At 47.0% G+C, this 18,040-nt stretch carries 18 protein-coding genes; 8 read left to right on the forward strand and 10 right to left on the reverse strand.

The features are described 5' to 3' along the window. Positions 1–42: 42 nt before the first annotated feature. The 4 genes from ACLIIY_RS26310 to ACLIIY_RS26325 all read right to left on the reverse strand — a co-directional run bounded on the left by ACLIIY_RS26310 (position 43) and on the right by ACLIIY_RS26325 (position 4,407). On the reverse strand, positions 43–1,335 hold the full coding sequence (locus ACLIIY_RS26310; RefSeq protein WP_270051792.1) for an alkaline phosphatase: 1,293 nt from the start codon (positions 1,333–1,335) through the stop codon (positions 43–45). A 132-nt stretch (positions 1,336–1,467) separates the two neighbouring features. Continuing rightward, a complete protein-coding gene (locus ACLIIY_RS26315; RefSeq protein ID WP_270051793.1) occupies positions 1,468–2,397 on the reverse strand; it encodes an SRPBCC family protein in 930 nt (309 codons plus the stop codon). Between the two features lie 128 nt (positions 2,398–2,525). Continuing rightward, positions 2,526–3,767, reverse strand: coding sequence for a sensor histidine kinase (locus ACLIIY_RS26320; RefSeq protein WP_020197296.1), 1,242 nt, complete (start codon positions 3,765–3,767; stop codon positions 2,526–2,528). Beyond that, positions 3,739–4,407, reverse strand: a complete 669-nt coding sequence (locus ACLIIY_RS26325; protein ID WP_009704613.1) for a response regulator transcription factor — start codon at positions 4,405–4,407, stop codon at positions 3,739–3,741. Before ACLIIY_RS26325 ends, ACLIIY_RS26320 begins: the two co-directional genes overlap by 29 nt. Before the next feature lie 89 nt (positions 4,408–4,496). On the opposite strand from ACLIIY_RS26325, the gene ACLIIY_RS26330 reads away from it, so the two are divergent. The 3 genes from ACLIIY_RS26330 to ACLIIY_RS26340 all read left to right on the forward strand — a co-directional run bounded on the left by ACLIIY_RS26330 (position 4,497) and on the right by ACLIIY_RS26340 (position 6,561). Continuing rightward, the gene (locus tag ACLIIY_RS26330) at positions 4,497–5,687 is read left to right on the forward strand and encodes a DUF5666 domain-containing protein (protein WP_434528844.1); all 1,191 of its coding nucleotides are present in this window, start codon (positions 4,497–4,499) and stop codon (positions 5,685–5,687) included. A gap of 124 nt (positions 5,688–5,811) precedes the next feature. After that, complete coding sequence (locus tag ACLIIY_RS26335) at positions 5,812–6,147, forward strand: hypothetical protein (protein WP_009704615.1); 336 nt, start codon at positions 5,812–5,814, stop codon at positions 6,145–6,147. A gap of 117 nt (positions 6,148–6,264) precedes the next feature. Continuing rightward, entirely contained in the window at positions 6,265–6,561 is a 297-nt protein-coding gene (locus ACLIIY_RS26340) for a hypothetical protein (protein WP_408696366.1), read from the forward strand. Between the two features lie 115 nt (positions 6,562–6,676). On the opposite strand, the gene ACLIIY_RS26345 is transcribed toward ACLIIY_RS26340, so the two are convergent. Then, complete coding sequence (locus ACLIIY_RS26345; protein ID WP_045417763.1) at positions 6,677–7,717, reverse strand: hypothetical protein; 1,041 nt, start codon at positions 7,715–7,717, stop codon at positions 6,677–6,679. Between the two features lie 407 nt (positions 7,718–8,124). Here ACLIIY_RS26345 and ACLIIY_RS26350 point away from each other — a divergent pair, with 407 nt between their 5' ends. Then, positions 8,125–8,586 (forward strand): hypothetical protein, encoded by a 462-nt coding sequence (locus ACLIIY_RS26350; protein WP_408696367.1) that lies wholly within the window; start codon positions 8,125–8,127, stop codon positions 8,584–8,586. Between the two features lie 92 nt (positions 8,587–8,678). After that, entirely contained in the window at positions 8,679–9,155 is a 477-nt protein-coding gene (locus ACLIIY_RS26355) for a copper chaperone PCu(A)C (protein WP_020197290.1), read from the forward strand. A 257-nt stretch (positions 9,156–9,412) separates the two neighbouring features. Here ACLIIY_RS26355 and yegD read toward each other — a convergent pair whose 3' ends face one another. The 3 genes from yegD to ACLIIY_RS26370 form a co-directional block, all read right to left on the reverse strand. Next, a complete protein-coding gene (gene yegD, locus ACLIIY_RS26360; RefSeq protein WP_408696369.1) occupies positions 9,413–10,765 on the reverse strand; it encodes a molecular chaperone in 1,353 nt (450 codons plus the stop codon). An 87-nt stretch (positions 10,766–10,852) separates the two neighbouring features. Beyond that, positions 10,853–11,479, reverse strand: a complete 627-nt coding sequence (locus ACLIIY_RS26365) for a hypothetical protein (protein ID WP_009696323.1) — start codon at positions 11,477–11,479, stop codon at positions 10,853–10,855. 236 nt (positions 11,480–11,715) lie between these two features. After that, positions 11,716–12,036 carry a DOPA 4,5-dioxygenase family protein gene (locus tag ACLIIY_RS26370; RefSeq protein WP_005450131.1) on the reverse strand — a complete coding sequence of 107 codons (321 nt, stop codon included), beginning with the start codon at positions 12,034–12,036 and terminating at the stop codon, positions 11,716–11,718. 593 nt (positions 12,037–12,629) lie between these two features. Between ACLIIY_RS26370 and pdhA the strand changes: the two genes are divergently transcribed. From pdhA to ACLIIY_RS26385, 3 genes are read left to right on the forward strand one after another with little or no spacing between them, the layout of a single operon-like run. Continuing rightward, the gene (pdhA, locus tag ACLIIY_RS26375) at positions 12,630–13,724 is read left to right on the forward strand and encodes a pyruvate dehydrogenase (acetyl-transferring) E1 component subunit alpha (RefSeq protein WP_434528845.1); all 1,095 of its coding nucleotides are present in this window, start codon (positions 12,630–12,632) and stop codon (positions 13,722–13,724) included. Continuing rightward, complete coding sequence (locus ACLIIY_RS26380) at positions 13,717–14,700, forward strand: alpha-ketoacid dehydrogenase subunit beta (RefSeq protein ID WP_434528846.1); 984 nt, start codon at positions 13,717–13,719, stop codon at positions 14,698–14,700. The genes pdhA and ACLIIY_RS26380 overlap by 8 nt, the downstream gene beginning before the upstream one ends. Then, the gene (locus ACLIIY_RS26385; protein ID WP_408696370.1) at positions 14,697–15,839 is read left to right on the forward strand and encodes a dihydrolipoamide acetyltransferase family protein; all 1,143 of its coding nucleotides are present in this window, start codon (positions 14,697–14,699) and stop codon (positions 15,837–15,839) included. The genes ACLIIY_RS26380 and ACLIIY_RS26385 overlap by 4 nt, the downstream gene beginning before the upstream one ends. A gap of 397 nt (positions 15,840–16,236) precedes the next feature. Here ACLIIY_RS26385 and ACLIIY_RS26390 read toward each other — a convergent pair whose 3' ends face one another. Both ACLIIY_RS26390 and ACLIIY_RS26395 read right to left on the reverse strand, forming a co-directional pair. Beyond that, complete coding sequence (locus tag ACLIIY_RS26390; RefSeq protein WP_408696371.1) at positions 16,237–17,202, reverse strand: electron transfer flavoprotein subunit alpha/FixB family protein; 966 nt, start codon at positions 17,200–17,202, stop codon at positions 16,237–16,239. Between the two features lie 11 nt (positions 17,203–17,213). Beyond that, positions 17,214–17,963, reverse strand: a complete 750-nt coding sequence (locus ACLIIY_RS26395; protein WP_408696372.1) for an electron transfer flavoprotein subunit beta/FixA family protein — start codon at positions 17,961–17,963, stop codon at positions 17,214–17,216. Positions 17,964–18,040: the final 77 nt, after the last annotated feature.

Below are 18,040 nucleotides of genomic sequence, written 5' to 3' on the forward strand. Positions count from 1 at the left end.
AACGGTGATCTGGGCGGCAAGTTCACGTAACAATCTACCCTGTTAATCTTGGATGAATGAAATCAACTTCTTGGCAATGTCGGTGTTATTTTGTGAACCAACAAACTGCTCAGAACCTTTGCCATAAGCGAACACTTGAACGTCAACCGCAGTGTGCCCCTTTGTTGTCCAGCCGGTGTAGCTCTTCTCGTTGATGATAGCTTTCACTTCTTTGTAGAGCGTTTTCGCCGGCTCCTCACTCAATTTCGCATAAGCCAGTTTTCTACCTTGCTCTTTAGACAAAGGCCAATCAACAGACTCATTCCATGTCGCGATCATGTCATTCGACTGCGCAAGAGACATCGCTAAAGGCCATGCGGTTTTATGAACGCCTTTGATCACTTCAGTATCCCACTGATACTGTCCATTCGCGCCAAGGGTTAAACCGCCAGTAGAATGATCGGCCGTGACCACCAATAAAGTATCGGGATGGCCATCCACATAGGCTTTCGCTAACTCTACGGACTTGGCAAAGTCGCTCATCTCTGCCATTGCGCATGCTATATCATTCGCATGGCCACACCAGTCGATCTGGCTCCCCTCAATCATGACAAAGAAACCATTGTCCTGACGCTGCAGTAGTGACAAGGCTTTATTGGTCATCTGTTCTAATCGTGTTGGATTTTCATCAAGTGCAAACGGAAAGGCCTTGTCTGCAAACAAACCTAATGCAGGTAAGGTTTGCAACGCAGGCAGTTGTTTGAAATCCGTGATGTACTGATAGCCTTGCTGTTTGAACTCATCGACAAGGTTACGATCATCACGTTCGAAATAGCGCACACCACCACCCAGCAGTAAGTCTACTGGCAGTTGGTCATCCACTTTGTTGTCGATGTAGTCATTGGCGATGGCATCGTAGTTTCGGCGGGATTCATTGTGCGCGGCAAAACTTGCTGGGGTCGCATGGTTAATTTGTGACGTTGCCACTAAGCCTGTCGTCATCCCTTCTTCTTTTGCCATCTCTAACATGGTTTTGATTGGCTGCTTATCGGTATCCACCGCAATTGCACCATTGTAACTTTTCACACCTGTACTAAGAGCCGTTGCGCTCGCCGCACTGTCGGTAACATAGGTGACATCATCTGGGTATGTTTTCGCCATACCAACCAAAATGGAATCAAAGATGGTCGGTTCAATCTCTTCGGTTTTTGGATCATCGTGGTAATAACGATAAGCGGTGGTAAACGCGGGGCCCATGCCATCACCGACCATAAATATAATGTTCTTTGGCGCATCATCTGCAAAGGTAGGCGTGGCAAAAAGGCAGGCAGTAATTAGGGGGTATTTAAGCTTCATATCTCATCCATGACATAATACGATGGTGCCACGAGGGCACGCATCAACTTGTGTATCGTTCTAATTTATAAACGAATACTATCATGCAGTTGGGATGAAACATGGCGTTGCTTCATAGTTTTACAACGCACATCATTTCTTGAAGACAATCACTTCCGTCAACAAATCTGCTTGATCGGTTTCATTTGGATTGTTCAGGTAACGCTCGATACCCAATGGCTTGGTTTTGACTTTGATGCCGTTTTGTCGAGTGAGATTCATGACGAACGACCAAGCATTCCCTAAGAACCAGTACTCACCCTTGTGTTCAACCACATAAGTTTCACACTCAGGGATCGTCCCAGCCACAAAATCGCCAGTAGCCGCGACGCCCGCTTTCACTGGCAAGCAAGTGATGAATTCAAAATAACCTTGCTTCATGTCCATAGAAAGGTAGTAACAGAATAACTCCCCTGTCACTGGTAAGCTTTCTCGCTCTGCCATCTCGTACAGTCGTGCCACATGATCTTGCATGACGGGACCCAATTCTGGAATGGTTCCGGACCCCATTAAGCCAATGTAGTTAATTTCATTTTGTTTACGGGAACCGACGTCGGTGAGTTGAGACAGCACTTGGCCGGTTTCCATTTGACTTTTCAGCATTCGAAGTCCACGGTCATAATCCATACCAATCATTGACTTAAACATGTTTTTCAAGAAGAACAAAAACCAAGGAACTCGCGATTGCATCAACCATTCAACCGTGCAGCCATTCTGTGACGGCGTCACTAAAAACGTCACTTTTGCGTGACTTTTGAATGGTCTAAAGAAGTGAAGTTCCATATCTAGGCGGTGTTCTTGCGTGCTCTCAAGTACCATCGCCCCTGTCCCGATACGATGACCATTCCACTGATACCCAGAACCAACCACACCTTGTTCATCACTGTAGGTGAGTTCGCATTCTGGCTCCATAATGATCCACGGCGACCACTCTGGCCAATGAGTAAAGTCTTTCAAGTACTCGATGATGTCACTTTGTGTCTTTTCAATTTCGATACTTCGATTGACCTGATACGAGAGCATAACCACTCCTTGCAATTCACTTTGACTCTTTTGAGTCTAATCGATATCGAATTTTTTTCTTGTTTCACTGGCAGTTAGATACAAAAAAGCCAGAGTACGTTCTCTGGCTTTAAATAATTTGCGGGCGTTTAAGAGCGAAAATCGATTTTTGCAGTAAACCTGACGCCATCATCATCCAGTTCAAATGGCCAACTCATTCGCTCACAGATGCGCTCAACAATCACCAAGCCACATCCATAGCCAGCGTTGTAGGTTTCGTTGCCATCGTGGCGATTCACAATAATAAGCTGTGTCTCATTGAGAGCAATTTCTATATCACCCACACTGTAGCTGAAAGCGTTTTTTATCAGGTTATTAATGACAATCGTTACGAAGCTTTCCGGTGCGTGCACCATACCACTGTTTGTCTCTTCCAACTTGTACTCCGCCCCTTGCTTGGCAAATAACGGCGCGAGTTCGTCGAGCTGCTGGTTCAAGCAACGCAATAGCGCATGATCCGCGTAATGTTGTAGTTCTACCTTCTCTTTACCCAATAGCAAAAAGGCCTCCGTTAACACTCGCATCTCTTCACAAGCCGACTGCATACGCGTAATTGCCTTTTGTGCGATAGGCAGTTGCTCTGGAACACGGCTCAGAATGTCGGTAGACCCTTTGATCACCATGATTGGCGTGCGTAGCTCGTGTGACGCAAAGCGGCTGAACTCTTGTTCTCGTTTGAAGTAGCCTGCGATCTCGTTCTTGCTGTCTAATAGCGTCTGTTCGATATGGCGTGTTTCGCTGAACTTGGTATCAACCTCAAACGTTGGTTGGTCCGGCGGCATTCTGCCAATCTTGTCTTCGATCTTCGCTAACGGTCGAGACAGGATACGCACCATGTAAACGCCATAGCCAACCATGATGATGGAGAACAAACCACCTAAGAAGAAAGTAAATTGATGCAGCGAGCTTTCGTATTCGTCCAAGTAGTCATCGGAATCATCTTGGAAGACGATGTACATTAGCCCTTTTCCAGACGGATGCTCAAACACCACGAAGTGCTTATCTTCTTCACCTAATAAGTATTCGTAGAAACCCGGAAACTTGAACGACAATAACCAATCTGGCGTTGGCGCTTCGCTCCAATACGAGTCAAACTCCATCACATTTGGCAATGGCGCATCCCACCCCATCTGTTGGTAGTTTTCTTTGTAAAGTGCCACTTCGGTATCAAGCCAGTGGTGCAAGCTCAATACTTCGAGTTTATTCTCAGCAACGTAGATCAACGACCAAAACAAGGTGAACATCGCAAAGGTCATCAAGCCAAAACCCCAGCGAATCTTGCGATAGATACTCGGGTATTCTTTATGCTTTGAGTCGGTAGCCTTGTCCATGAATCGTCTCTAATCTGGAATCATCAAAACCCTTGTCGAGTGCCGTTCTTAAACCATAAATGTGGCTTCTTAACGCATCACTGCCCGGCGGTTCATCGCCCCACACGTTCTCAATAACTTCAGTACGAGAAACCGCAGACGGTGCACGCTTCAATAGCAACTTGAGAATTTTGGTTTGAATACGACTCAGCTTGATGTGTTTGCCCATGCGCGTCACTTCATCAGTGCGAGCATCCAAACTAATGTCGGCAAACTTCAATGTACCAATGTCTTGTCTTGGGCCTCGATTGGCCAGAGCATGAACTCTCAAGCTCAGCTCCTGCATGGCAAAAGGCTTCATCAGATAATCATCGCCACCCGCGTTAAAGGCAGCCACTTTGTCATCTAAGGTATCTTTGGCGGTTAAGAACAAAATTGGGGTACCACAAAGAAGTTCTTGGCGTAGTTTCTCAACCGTACTGATGCCATCGAGTTTTGGCATCATGATGTCCATGATGATGACATCGTAATGATTTTCTTGAATTAAATTTAGCGCAGCCTCTCCGTGGTAAGCGCAATCAATGGTCATTCCTTCGAGTTCTAGATAATCGGCAATGGTTTCTGAAACATTGTGATTATCGTCGACAATTAATATTTTCATAGGCTCACGTTTCTTCACGAACACTTCACGATACGCGTCATAAGATACAACCAAATTCATAAATAAGCTTTCAAAAATAGGTCGATATCATGAAAAAATTAGCGCTTGTAGCGGCAGTGAGTTTGGCATTATCTGGTTGTGGCGGGTCTGGTGACGGCGGTAGTTCAACACCACAACCTGTTGTGAAGCCAAGCGCTGCAATCGGTACGGTTGAATCAGTAAACGATGAAGCAAGTACCATCACGGTGAATGGTTACACTTACCGAGTGTCTGAAGTCATGTATGGCACTCAAAAAATGAACCTTGGTGCGGTACATCCAAACATGATGGTGCAAGTTGGCTCAACAATAAAAGCTGCATCGAACACGACAGATGAACCCGTCGTCGTTACGCTAGAGCCGACCATGACTGGTACAGTAACCGCGATTGATCATGCAAGCAAAACGTTCACAGTTAACGGTGTAGAACTTCAGTTTGACGGTTTGAGCAACGAGATCGAGTTAAACGATTGGGTCATGGTGTCATCACTACCAACTGCTGATGCTGGTTACAAAGTGCTATCCGTTGTGAAATTCGATTTTGATATCAATGGCCCTGACGAAATCGAAGGCCGTATCTCAAGCATTGATGCAAACAACAGCACGTTCAAACTTGGCGCAAATACAACGGTATCTTACAACCGCGTTGACGGTCTAGAGGTTGGTCAGTGGGTTGAAGTTGAAGGCTCTATGCAAGGCGACGTATTTGTTGCGACAGAAGTGGAAGTAGAAAACTACGACAGCCTTGTTGGTGACAATGATGTAGAAGGTATCGTGACATGGGTTGCGAACGATTACAGCCAGTTCTCACTAAACTACCGTGGCAACTTTGCGGTCGACAACGCAACACGTTTTGAAGATGGCACTAAAGCGGATCTTAAACAAGGTCAAGAAGTGGAAGTAACATCGGTAATGAAGAACGGCGTTCGCACAGCGACAAACATTGAAATCGATGGCCCTGATTTTGATGGTGACCACGACAGCAACTGGCAAGGCAAAGAGTTCGAATGTGAAGGCATCGTTTCTAACTACGACGTGAATGCTGAGACCTTCCAAGTAGCTCGCTGTGAAAACGACGCAGACCAAGTTATGGCAAACAATACCGTTGTGATTGACGCACAAACTCGTTTTGAAGGCTTAAATAAACACAACCTAAACGGTACGCGAGTAGAAGTTGAAGGTGTCATCATCAACAACCAAAACATCGCACGTGAAGTGGAAGCAGAAGGCCACGACGACTAAGTCGAAATAAGTACAACGAACACAACTAAGAAGCACCGCCTTTGTGGTGCTTCTCCCCTCTCTCGTATCGTCTTTTCTTTTCAATTTTTACAACAGATACGTATGACCAAATGAGGGATTAACAATGCGTAAAATGACACTACCTCTAATTATGCTTTTCGGTGCTTGTGCTTCAGCAAGCAGTTTCGCGGCGACAAACAGCGACAACACACCAGAGCGATTGGAATCTTTTGAGTGCACAGGCTTAGTAAACAGTTACGACGCAAACTCCCGAACTTTTGTGCTGGCTTGTCAAAACGATCATGGGCCAGAATTCCAAACCAAAACGGTGGTGATTGATACCAATACCCAGCTCGATGGCGTGCAAGAAGCGCAATTAGATGGGGCGACGATCGAAGTCGATGGCGTAGTAATTAACGATCAAAATATCGCAAGAGAAATTGAACTCGCGAACGACTAAAGTTCCGAAATTACAACAGAAACTCACAAGTGTCGCTTCGGCGGCACTTTTCTTTTCCTGCAAACTCACATCACTCAGTTACACTTAATTCATGTTTACACGAAGACGGTAACTGTAATGAACAAACGTAACCTTGCCCTACTTCTTCTCATATTCGGTGCAACCTCTGCGCACGCAGGTGTGTTGGATCCAGACTGTGATGCAGAAAAAGCAGCTAAAGCAACAGCCACTAAAGCGGTTGTGGGTGTCGGTGGTCGATGCACACCAAAAGAAGCCTTAAAAGACACGACGGTAGAAGCTGGTAAAGAAGCACTGCCAGACGAAGGGCTTGCTGGGAAAGCCGTTGACGCGGCCATGCCAGAGAAAGAAAAAAAACCAATTAAAAACACGACCAAGAAGATCATCACAGATTAATCTCAGCCTGATGTGAATCGATTTGTGTCTATTGGTTTGAAATGAACATAGGTATAAAATAATCGAATAAAAAGAGCGTCCATCTGGACGCTCTTTTGTTTTTCGTTCGCGATGCTTAAGCCGCTTCGACCTGACCAATCCAGTGATAATGATGGTTGGCTTTCTTACCGACTAAGCCAAGTTCGGCTAACTCTTCAAACACTTTGTCGACTTCTTCTGCCGAGAGCCTGAACTGCTTCGCCACCGCTTTTTTGGTGCAAGTAATTTGGTGACCTTTTAACGCATCACTCACCTGCTCTAATAACGTTTTGGGCTCTTCTGGCTCAAGCTCTTGTTGCGCTTCAGGCTCAGCTTCCTCTTTGATATGAGGCAAGTATCCCGCTGGCTCTGGGTCAATATCTCGAACGTTTGCTAGCGTTATACCATCGTTACGACGGAAGAAATGGCGGAAGCGATTCTCTTCACCAATCAAACCCACAAAGAAAGCAGCAAAGAAATCCAACAAGATAGATAAGAACACCACCAAGCCCAACTGCGCTTGAGAAGAAGTCGTTCCAAATGCTTTCGCTAAACTGTCGATCAGGCCAATCACCGAGCCTTGCGCCACTGGCGGTAAGCTATCTCGCTCTATTGCCAAGCGTTGCTGCTCTTCACGTAGTTTCTTGTTCTGCTCTTGAATGCGCGTTACGCCTGTCGCGATGCGCTCCATCTCGATGTACTTTTGCGCCGCCATGTTGTTCAGTTCAATCTGCTTATCGATAGATGCAATCTGACGGTTGTACGCTTCCACTTTCGCTTGTTCTACAGAGATATGACTTTGGGCGCTGTTGGTCGCACTGTTAATACCGCCGATACTGCCGCCAATAGAAATGGCAGCCAACACCAAATAGAACACTAACGCCGTTAGGGCCCCAGTGTAGTTTCTGTGTGCACGACGCTCACCATATTCGTACCAAGCGTAAAACTTACCCGCTTCAAAGATGATGGCCAAACCGCCAAATAGCGCCTGCATCATTGGGTTTTCGTCAATCGACAAAAACAGTAAAAGAGAAAAAATAGTCGATGCTAAAATCGCAGCGCCAGTGAACGCGTACACGCTCACCATAGCAAATCGACCTTTAGGATATCGATATCCGATCTGTTGTTCGTATTTCATTGGAGAAATTTCTTAAGATTCCGCAGCCCTTATATGACGGGCGCTTCAAGCAACTACAAAGGTGCGGAGAATACCGTATCCTTTATTAAATTACTGTCATAATTCCGTTAATGGAAAACAAGTGAGGAATAGATAATCAGTTTGAATTGAATCAGTGCGATTCTAGCACGCAAAATCACCAGCCCAATTTACGACATTCAGCGCACCAATAGGTTTGAAAGCTTTCCGAACGATAAATCTTTGCGATATGTGTTCTCAGAATAAAAAACCGCAAAACAAATAAAACACACTCACATCACCTTTTTATAAACTCACGATTACAATTTGATGTTCGTTTGTTACTATCCTGCGCCGAAACATAGTCTTACAGCCAATTAGCGTATCTCCGCTTCATAATAAAAAGTCGTATGGACACACTCAGAACACAGCATGGAAAGAAAGCGATAAGCGCAGTCATGATCATCATCGCTGTGCTGTTTCAGCTGTACCTAACGTCTACTGCGGCACTGAACCCTACGCAAATCCACAGCGAAAATTGGCTAAACCAAGTTCAAGATGAAAAGGTGTTGCTGTGTACCGCTGATGGCTTTAAATGGGTGGATATTAACGAACTGATTGAAGCCAACGCACTGCCCAATTCTGAATTTGTTCAAGATCTTAATCTGCACGATGGGTTTCAGTTTGAATGTCCATTATTGCAAGCGGCGCAATTCTTTATCGCTATCGCGTTCGGTCTGTATCTGACCACGCTCTCTTGGTTACGACGCACCAAGCACGTTTTCACACCCTACCATTTCGCAACTTGCGGAAGAAAAGTTTACAAGTACGTAGCGCCGAAGCAGTCTCCGCCGTGTGTTTTCCACGCCTAAATACTCAACGAAGTAGTCGGTAAATAAACATAACGTATTAATCCTATCGAAGAACCGATAGAGAACAGCCAGATTTAAAAAGGAAAACACAAATGATCAAACTGATGAAAACCACAGCCATCGCTCTTATCGCTTTATTGGCAAGCCCACTTGGCCTTGCTCACGAATACGAAGCAGGCAAGATTCACATCGATCATCCTTGGAGCCGCGAAGCGCCACCAAATGCTCCAGTGATTGGCGGTTTCTTTCAGTTAAGCAACCTAGGTGACGCTGATGACGCGCTGATTGCGGCTTCAACACCGATTGCTGACCGTGTGGAGATTCATACTCACACAAAAGAAGACGGCATGATGAAGATGATTAAGATTGATGAAGTCGTAGTAGAGCCTCAGCAGAAAGTGGAGTTCAAGCCAGGCAGCTTCCATCTCATGATCTTCAACCCAACCCAAACGCTGAAAGAAGGCGACCGTTTCCCTGTGACTTTGACGTTCAAAAAAGCAGGTAAAGTGGAAGTAGAAATGGCGGTTGAGAAGAAAGACCATATGGAAAAGCACACGCACCACCATTAATCGCTTAAACGAAAAGAGCCCGCTACTTCAGCGGGCTCTTTTGCTTTTTGTACCTATGATTCTAGCCGTGTGCACCTTTGGTTGCACTGATGTGCACTTTAGAGATTCCCTACTCGTTCCTCGCTCTAGGGAATGACCCTATTTAGTCTTCTGTCAAAGTTTGAGTGGCTTAGTGCTCAACACATCAGCCAAACTCCAACCCCGTCATTCCGACGAACCTAGGCGAGATCAGGAATCTAATAACAGCTAACTCGGTCTTACTTAAAGCAAACCTCTGCCCAGCGCGCTAGACCTGCGGTGACCGAACCAAAGTAGTTGCCACTCACCACTGGAATGTTTGGCAATACTGTCTGCACTGCATCACGCAAAATAGGTGAACGTGCCGAACCGCCTGTCATAAAGATCGCATCCGGTTTTACGCCCGCTTGCTCTACTGCTTCGGTAACCAAAGCCGTCATCTTATTCTTCGGTGATTCAATCGCTTCAATCATCTCGTCGCGTTGAACATCGACTTCAATCAACTCAGACAACAAGTTAATGCCCGCACGATAAGACGCTTGGTCAGACAACGCGACTTTAGCTTCTTCTGCGCGACGCACGATGTTGTAGCCCAGCGACTCATGGTAAACCTCTAGCAAACGAGCCAGCTTCTCAGGCTCTTGCGCTTGCTTGTGCAGCAGTTTCAACGCCGCTAAGTTCTCACGTGAGTAGAAATCGTTTTGCGCTTCCACATTGTTGATCGCGATTGGGTTCCAGAACTGTGTGGTTGGCATCATGATGCCCGATTCCATCTTGCTCTCCATACCGAATGAGAACATCAATTGTTTAAACGCCAACGCGATATCTAAGTCGTTACCACCAATTCGTTGACCACTGTGCGCCAACAGACTTGCGGTACGATCGGCTTTACCTCGCCAAGATGGTCCCATCTGAATCAAAGAACAGTCTGTCGTACCACCACCGATATCGACCACCAGAATGGTTTTATCTTCGGTTAGCGTTGCTTCGTATTCCAGGCCTGCGGCTACCGGTTCAAATTGGAATTCGATATTCTGAAAACCGGCGCGTTTTGCTGCTCTTAAAAGAATGCCTTCCGCTTGAATGTTCGCCGTCTCACCGCCACGACCGTGGAAGTTGATCGGACGACCAATCACCGCATCAGTAATGATTTGCTGCGCACTGTTCTCTGCTTGCGCTTTGATGTTGTCCATCATGGCGCAAACCAGATCTTCAAAGAAACTCAGCTGAACATCACGCAGACCAGAAGCACCGAGGAAAGACTTTGGTGACTTCACGTAATAGATATCGCGAGGATCTTCCAAGTAGCGATTCAATGCCGCTTGACCAAACGCCATGTCTTCTGGCTCAAGTTCAATGCTTTCTTCACGATTAAGGTTGATCGCGCGACGCAAAACCTGCTCACCAACCTGATCGAAAGGTTTGATGCTGCGATGACGGAACAAGTGTTCAGACACCGACTCACGCGTTGGCGCAGCAAGGGTGGAAGGAATGTAAGGGCTATTCCCTTCAAGGTTTAAAAGTTGCGGTTCACCTTGTTCCATTTTCGCCACCGAACAGTTCGCGGTGCCGTAGTCAAAGCCAATATACATAAGTCCTCCCACTGACGAAAAAAAGGTCGGCGATCCTACCTCAACCTCAGTGGAATTACTACCGCAACTCAATGAAATAAGTGGTACTTACTCTTTTTCAGCTGGTTCTTTCTTCATTGATGGCAACACAACCGCAAGCAACAAAGCCAACAGCAGAAATACCGGAGTGAGCGTAAGCCCATGCCAAATGGAGTATCCGTCGTGGAACAACCAGAAAATGCCGACAGTCAGCAAGTAAGCAAAGTAACTGCAGAACACCAAACTAATCGCAACGAAGCGCGTACGATTGATGATTAAGATTCGCACCAAGTACTGACTCATGATCCCCGCGCAGTGTACCGCCATTTGCCAATTAATGATGAAACACGCCAGTGCGACGAACCCAGATATTACCAATGCATCGTGCGTATTGAGAATGAAGTAGCTGCCAAAGCGACTGATGATGACGGAGTAATCTCCCTCGTACACTATCGACCATGATATGGCGTTTGCCGCAGCGACAAAATTGGCAAAATACGCGATGGCATAAAAGGTAGTTTGAGAGCTGAATGGCTGAAAGACTTCGGAGCAATAGCCCTGCCATTCTTTTTGATTTGACGTGGGTCCGACCCAGTTACGTTTTTTGTTCGGTACTCGCTCTGCAAACGCAGGACCATTACGAAACAACAACCAGAAAATATACAGCGCAAGTGCGACTAAGAGTATTGTAAGCATACCCTTTCCCCTCCAGAAATGTCCTTTTCCACTGCCAATGGCGTTGGGGTCGTAAACTGCACTTCCCTGTTTTTGTGCTTAATCTTGTTTTAATGCGTTGTTAAACATCATAAATGTACTCAAAACGGCAGTGACGACTTTATCACTACCGTTATTAAGGTTTAGCACACGATGGACGGAATTGCTGAATCTGGATAGACCAAATAGGAGGGAAAGAAACGGTCTACCCAAACGAATTATGCTTCGAGCTTTTCTTCAAACACGCCAAGCTCACGACCTAACCAAATCGCACGCTCGGTATGATCACGCAGCTCGTTATCACTGACAGGATGAATCAGAACCGAAAAACCGCCACGAATGGTATCAAGCCATGCGATAAACTCATCACTTATCGATTCAACATGCAGCTCAAACATCGGCATCTTATGTGGACCAACCAACTTGCACACTAAAGGGAAAACGCGCAAAACATCTTGGCGTTCTTGACGAATGATCTCATTCAAGGCTTGAGCTTTATCCTGCTGCTGAAGCGGGAAGTAAACATGAATGTGGTACATAACTTCTCCATGCGTATCACTGACTTTCATTAGTCGCTACACTACCTGCATTCAACTATCGAGGGAAGCGACAAATTCAAATCTATCGTCAAAGCGTGACGGAGAGATTAACGTGTTACTGGATCTGCGCGGATATGGTTGATAAATCACTCAACCTGTCGAATTTTACAGCATAATTTTATTACAAATTTCCTGTCAAACTCAGTGATTCCCTTCAACTTCGAAAACGTACAATTCAAAAAAGCAGTGTTTTATCCTAGAAAAGTACGGTGTAAGCGAAACTTTACTGTGGGTTACAACTCAAATTAAAGCATAATTTAACAATTTGTTTACACTTACTGTATCTGGTTATACCAAGATTCATCACTGGATTAGGCGGTGTAAACAGCAGTAATAAATGACGCCTTGTGTTTTACCAGAACACACTTTTGTTAGAGAGACGAGCACCAAAAGCGTCGATAACTATCAAAACAACTGCAATCCTAGGTATGACCTTTTGCGCTGATATCAAAGCCTGAGTACCCATACAGGCTGAGATCGAAACAATGAGCAGCTGCAGTCCAAAAGACCCGCAGCGTCAAAAGGAGCTTGAGATGAACGTTCAGGCATTACCCATGCATCGGTTTATCGACCATGATGGGAACCTCGTCAGCCAACTACCCAACTGGGCTGATCTCGAAACACTAGTCGGGTTTTACCAAGACATGGTATTAACTCGCACCTACGATAACAAAGCCGTTGCCCTGCAACGCACTGGTAAATTAGGCACCTACCCATCGCACCTTGGCTCGGAAGCCGTTGGGATAGCGGTAGGCAGAGCGCTAAAAGCCAGTGATGTGTTTGTTCCTTATTATCGCGACATGCCCGCCATGTGGTGTCGTGGCATAGGAATGGAAAAGAACCTGCAATACTGGGGAGGCGATGAACGCGGCAGCGACTTCGCTCCTGAAGGCAGCCCTTTTCCGAGCAAAGACCTCCCCTTCTGTGTCCCAATCGCAACCCAGTGTACCCATGCCGTTGGTGTTGGAGCAGCACTGAAAATCCAAGGCAATCACGATGCGGCTTTGGTGATGTGCGGCGATGGCGGCACTTCCAAAGGCGACTTCCTTGAATCCATTAACTGTGCGGGCGCATGGAACATCCCATTAGTCTTTGTGGTGAACAATAACCAATGGGCGATCTCCGTGCCGCGCAGTTTGCAATGTGCTGCGGAATTTCTCTCAGAAAAAGCCAAAGGTGCTGGCATCCCCGGTATTACGGTGGATGGCAACGATGTCGTCGCGGTGTTTGATGCAACAATGACCGCCCTTGAACGAGCGAGAAAAGGCAAAGGCGCAACGTTAATTGAAGCAGTAAGTTACCGCTTGAGCGACCACACCACCGCCGACGACGCGACCCGTTATCGTAACGAGGATGAGGTTCAAACTGCTTGGCAATATGAACCCGTTCGTCGACTTAAAGCCTTTCTCACCAATCAAGGTGTTTGGAGTAACGAGAAAGAACAAGAGTGGCAAGCCCACTGTAAAGAACAAGTAGAACTCGCCGTTGAACGTTATCTCAACATGCCAAATCAAGCACCTGAAACGGGCTTCGATTTCCTTTATGAATCCCTACCCCAAGAGCTTCATGCGCAAAGGGATGAGCTAATCAACAAAGCAATGCGAATGCAAGGAGGGAAACATGGCTGAACTCACGTTAGTTGAAGCAGTGAACCTCGCACTGTACCATGAAATGGAACACGATCCGAATGTCATCGTCCTTGGCGAAGATGTGGGTGATAACGGCGGTGTATTCCGCGCTACTGTTGGACTCAAACAAAAATACGGTCTTAAGCGTGTTATCGACACACCTTTAGCTGAAGCGCTTATTGGCGGTGTCACTGTCGGCATGGCTACGCAAGGTCTACGACCTGTGGCAGAGTTTCAATTCCAAGGCTTTGTCTTTCCTGCATTAGAGCATTTAATGTGTCACGCGGCACGAATGCGTAACCGTACTCGTGGTCGACTCACCTGTCCTGCAGTGTTCCGCGCGCCCTTTGGTGGCGGTATTCACGCACCAGAGCACCACTCCGAAAGTGTCGAAGCATTGTTTGCTCACACCGCAGGTTTTAAGGTTGTCATTCCTTCCTCACCGCAACGCGCTTATGGTTTGCTCCTAGCAGCCATTCGAAGCAACGATCCGGTGATGTTCTTTGAGCCAAAACGTATCTATCGCACAGTGAAATCTGAAGTGGTGGATAATGGCGAAGCGCTTCCTCTCGACACATGCTTTACCCTTCGCAAAGGTCGCGATATTACGTTAGTGACTTGGGGGGCGTGTGTTGTCGAATCACTGCAAGCGGCTCAAACGCTATCCAATCAAGGTATCGAAGTTGAGGTGATTGATTTAGCCAGCATCAAACCCATTGATACCGCGACCATCTTCCGTTCGCTAGAGAAAACCGGACGCCTCTTGGTGGTACATGAAGCCAGCAAAACCTGTGGTGTCGGCTCAGAGCTGCTAGCCAGAACCGCAGAACATGCGATGTGCCTACTCAAAGCGCCACCAAAACGTGTCACAGGTATGGATACCATCATGCCGTACTACCGCAACGAAGATTATTACATGATTCAGGAAGAAGACATTGTGCTCGCCGCGCGCGAACTCGTGGAGGATTGGAAATGAAGACGTTTAACTTACCCGATCTCGGCGAAGGTCTCGCTGAGTCAGAAATTGTGAAATGGCATATTAGTGTCGGTGATATGGTCAAGCTCGATCAAGTGGTGCTTACCGTCGAAACCGCAAAAGCGACCGTGGACGTACCTGCGCCTTATGGCGGTCGTATCGTGAGTCGTCATGGTGAAGAAGGTGACGTAATCAACATTGGTGCTCTACTTCTGGAAATCGATGAAACCGGAGCGGAGCAAACCGTTTCAGAGCAGAAACAAACTGCCGATGCAGCAACTGTGGTCGGTAATGTATCCCAACATGCGCACAGCGTGAATGTCGACGATTTCTGGATTGGTGGCGAACACAACCCATCGCCTGATAACCTCATCACAGCGCTTCCTTCTGCTCGCCTATTAGCGAAGAAACTGGGTGTGGATTTAGATTTGGTCAAAGGCAGTGGTCCGGATGGTTTGATCGTCGATGCCGATATCTACGATGAAGCAGGCAAACAACGCCCCGGTACAGAAGTACTCAAAGGCGCGCGCCGAACCATGGTGTCGACCATGGCAGAATCCCATCACAATGTCGCGGCGGTCACCATTACCGAAGAAGCCGTGTTGGAAGGCTGGAAGCAAGGTGAAGACATCAGTATTCGTCTGGTCCAAGCGATTGTGCATGCGTGTCAGGAAGAGCCAGCCATGAATGCATGGTTCGATGCCGAAACCATGACGCGCTGTGTCCACAGCACGGTGAATATTGGTATTGCCGTAGACAGTCGACACGGTTTGTACGTACCTGTTCTACGACACGCTGATGAATACGAGCCTCAAGAGGTACGCCGTTGGTTGGACCAAACCGTACAAGGCATACGTGAACGTAAGATCGGTCGTGAGCAGTTACAGCACGCCACCATTACGCTTTCAAACTTTGGTGCAATTGCCGGTATTTACGCAACGCCTGTGGTCACACCGCCACAAGTCGCGATTGTCGGTGCAGGTCGAATCATTGAGAAGGTTGTAATTCGAAACGGACAAGCTGTAGCAGTGAAAGCCATGCCACTTTCGATAACGTTTGACCATCGCGCATGTACCGGCGGTGAAGCAGCAAGGTTCACAAAAGTACTGGCAGAGCACTTGAGAAAACCGAGCGTTTAAGCAGCTTTTGCCATAATTAGCGAAGGGCTTCCAATCGGAGGCCCTTTTGTTTTGAGGATGAGGATGAACTTGAATTAGAGATTCCCTACTCGTTCATTCTTCACTCTAGGGAATGACGCTGTTTGGTCTGTAATCAACAAAAAGCGCCGTAAAAACCTGATACTTAAGAAGAAACTTTAGCGCGTCATTCCAGCAAGCCTAAGCGCGACTAGGAATCTAATGGCAAAATGCACTGAAGGGCTTTCATAGCGATATTCCAACCGTGCACTTTGACAATAGATTCTGAATCACGCTCGTTCCTCGCTGTTCAGAATGACGACTTAAAGTAGCGAGCATGAAGGGATTCCCTACTCGCTCATTCTTCGATGTAGGGAACGGCGCCCGACAAATACCTAACTTAAACCTTCTCCAATAATTCCGGCATAATCTCAAACAGATCACCAACCAAACCATAGTCTGCGACTTGGAAGATTGGTGCTTCAGGGTCACTGTTGATCGCCACAATTACCTTGGAATCTTTCATCCCTGCTAAATGTTGAATTGCACCGGAAATACCTACAGCAATGTACAGTTGAGGCGCGACAATCTTACCCGTTTGCCCTACTTGCAAATCGTTAGAGACAAAGCCTGCGTCTACCGCAGCGCGTGATGCGCCAATTGCACCACCAAGCTTATCGGCAAGCTGTTCCACCAGCGCAAAATTCTCTTTGCTGCCTAACCCTCGACCACCAGAAACCACAACGTTTGCCGCCGGTAGCTCTGGTCTTTCGCTTTCCGCTTTTTGCTGTGAAAGAAACTCACTGTGATCTGCCTTAATGACCGTTTCTAACGTCACGACATTCTCGGCTACTGGTGAGTCAGACACAGCAATTGCGTCAAACGCTGAACTTCGAATCGTCATTACTTTGGTTGTATCGTCCGAACGAACTCTGGCTAACGCATTACCGGCATAGATGGGGCGAACAACCGTATCGAACGATTCAATTGCAATCACATCTGACAACTGCCCAACATCCAACAAGGCAGCGACTCGGGGCATCAAGTTCTTACCGAAGGTACTCGCGGGAGCTAGGATATGCGAATAATCCCGACCAACTTCGGCAATCAAGGTAGACAGGTTTTCTGCCAATGCATGTTGATATTCGGCAGCATCAATCGCAACGATCTGCGAGATACCTTGCACACACTTCAACTCATTCAATACTGAGTTGAACTGGTGTCCGACTAACAAGGCGGTGACCGGCAAAGAGGCACCGTTTTGTTTAATTTGAGAAGCCGCGCTCAACGCACGTAATGTATCGACTGAAAGTGATTGGTTGTCGTGCTCCACCACGACCAAGGTTGCTAACGGTTTGTTTTCCATGGTTATGCCTCCTAAATCACTTTCGCTTCATTTTTGAGCTTGTCGACTAACTCGCTCACACTGCCAACCATCTCACCGGCTTTACGAGCAGGCGGCGTCATGACTTCCAACACTTGCTGAGAGCGCTCAACACTCACACCAAAGAAGTCTGGCGTCATCACCGATAGCGGCTTCTTCTTCGCTTTCATGATATTCGGTAGAGAGGCGTAACGCGGTTCATTCAATCGCAAATCCGTACTGATGATTGCAGGCAGATCCAGTTTGAGCGTCTCTAAGCCACCGTCGATTTCTCGAGTAACCAGAACCGTTTCCCCTTCTACTTTCACTTCCGATGCAAATGTCCCCTGTGGGCGATTCGTTAGTGCTGCCAACATTTGCGCGGCTTGGTTGTTATCCGTATCGATTGACTGTTTACCCAGCAGCACCAATTGAGCCTGTTCTTGCTCCATCACCGCTTTGAGTAACTTCGCGACCGCGAGCGGTTCTGGTGACTGTTCAACATCAATATGAATCGCACGATCCGCACCTAATGCGAGCGCTGAGCGCAATTGTTCCTGACAACTGGTGTCACCAATTGACACCACCAACACCTCCTCTGCTACCCCAGTTTCTTTAAGGCGTACTGCCTCTTCCACCGCGATTTCACAGAATGGGTTCATCGTCATTTTTACGTTGTTGGTTTCCACACCGGAACCATCAGATTTCACTCTTACTTTAACGTAAGGGTCAATTACACGTTTAATCGCAACCAGTACTTTCACATTCCCTCCTAGCAGATCGCAAAGCGATACGCGTCCTAGCAATTGGGTCATGCGTGACAAAGATTGGTGTTAAAGCT

The organism is Vibrio sp. K4, assembly GCF_051122595.1.
Lineage (GTDB): Bacteria > Pseudomonadota > Gammaproteobacteria > Enterobacterales > Vibrionaceae > Vibrio > Vibrio owensii.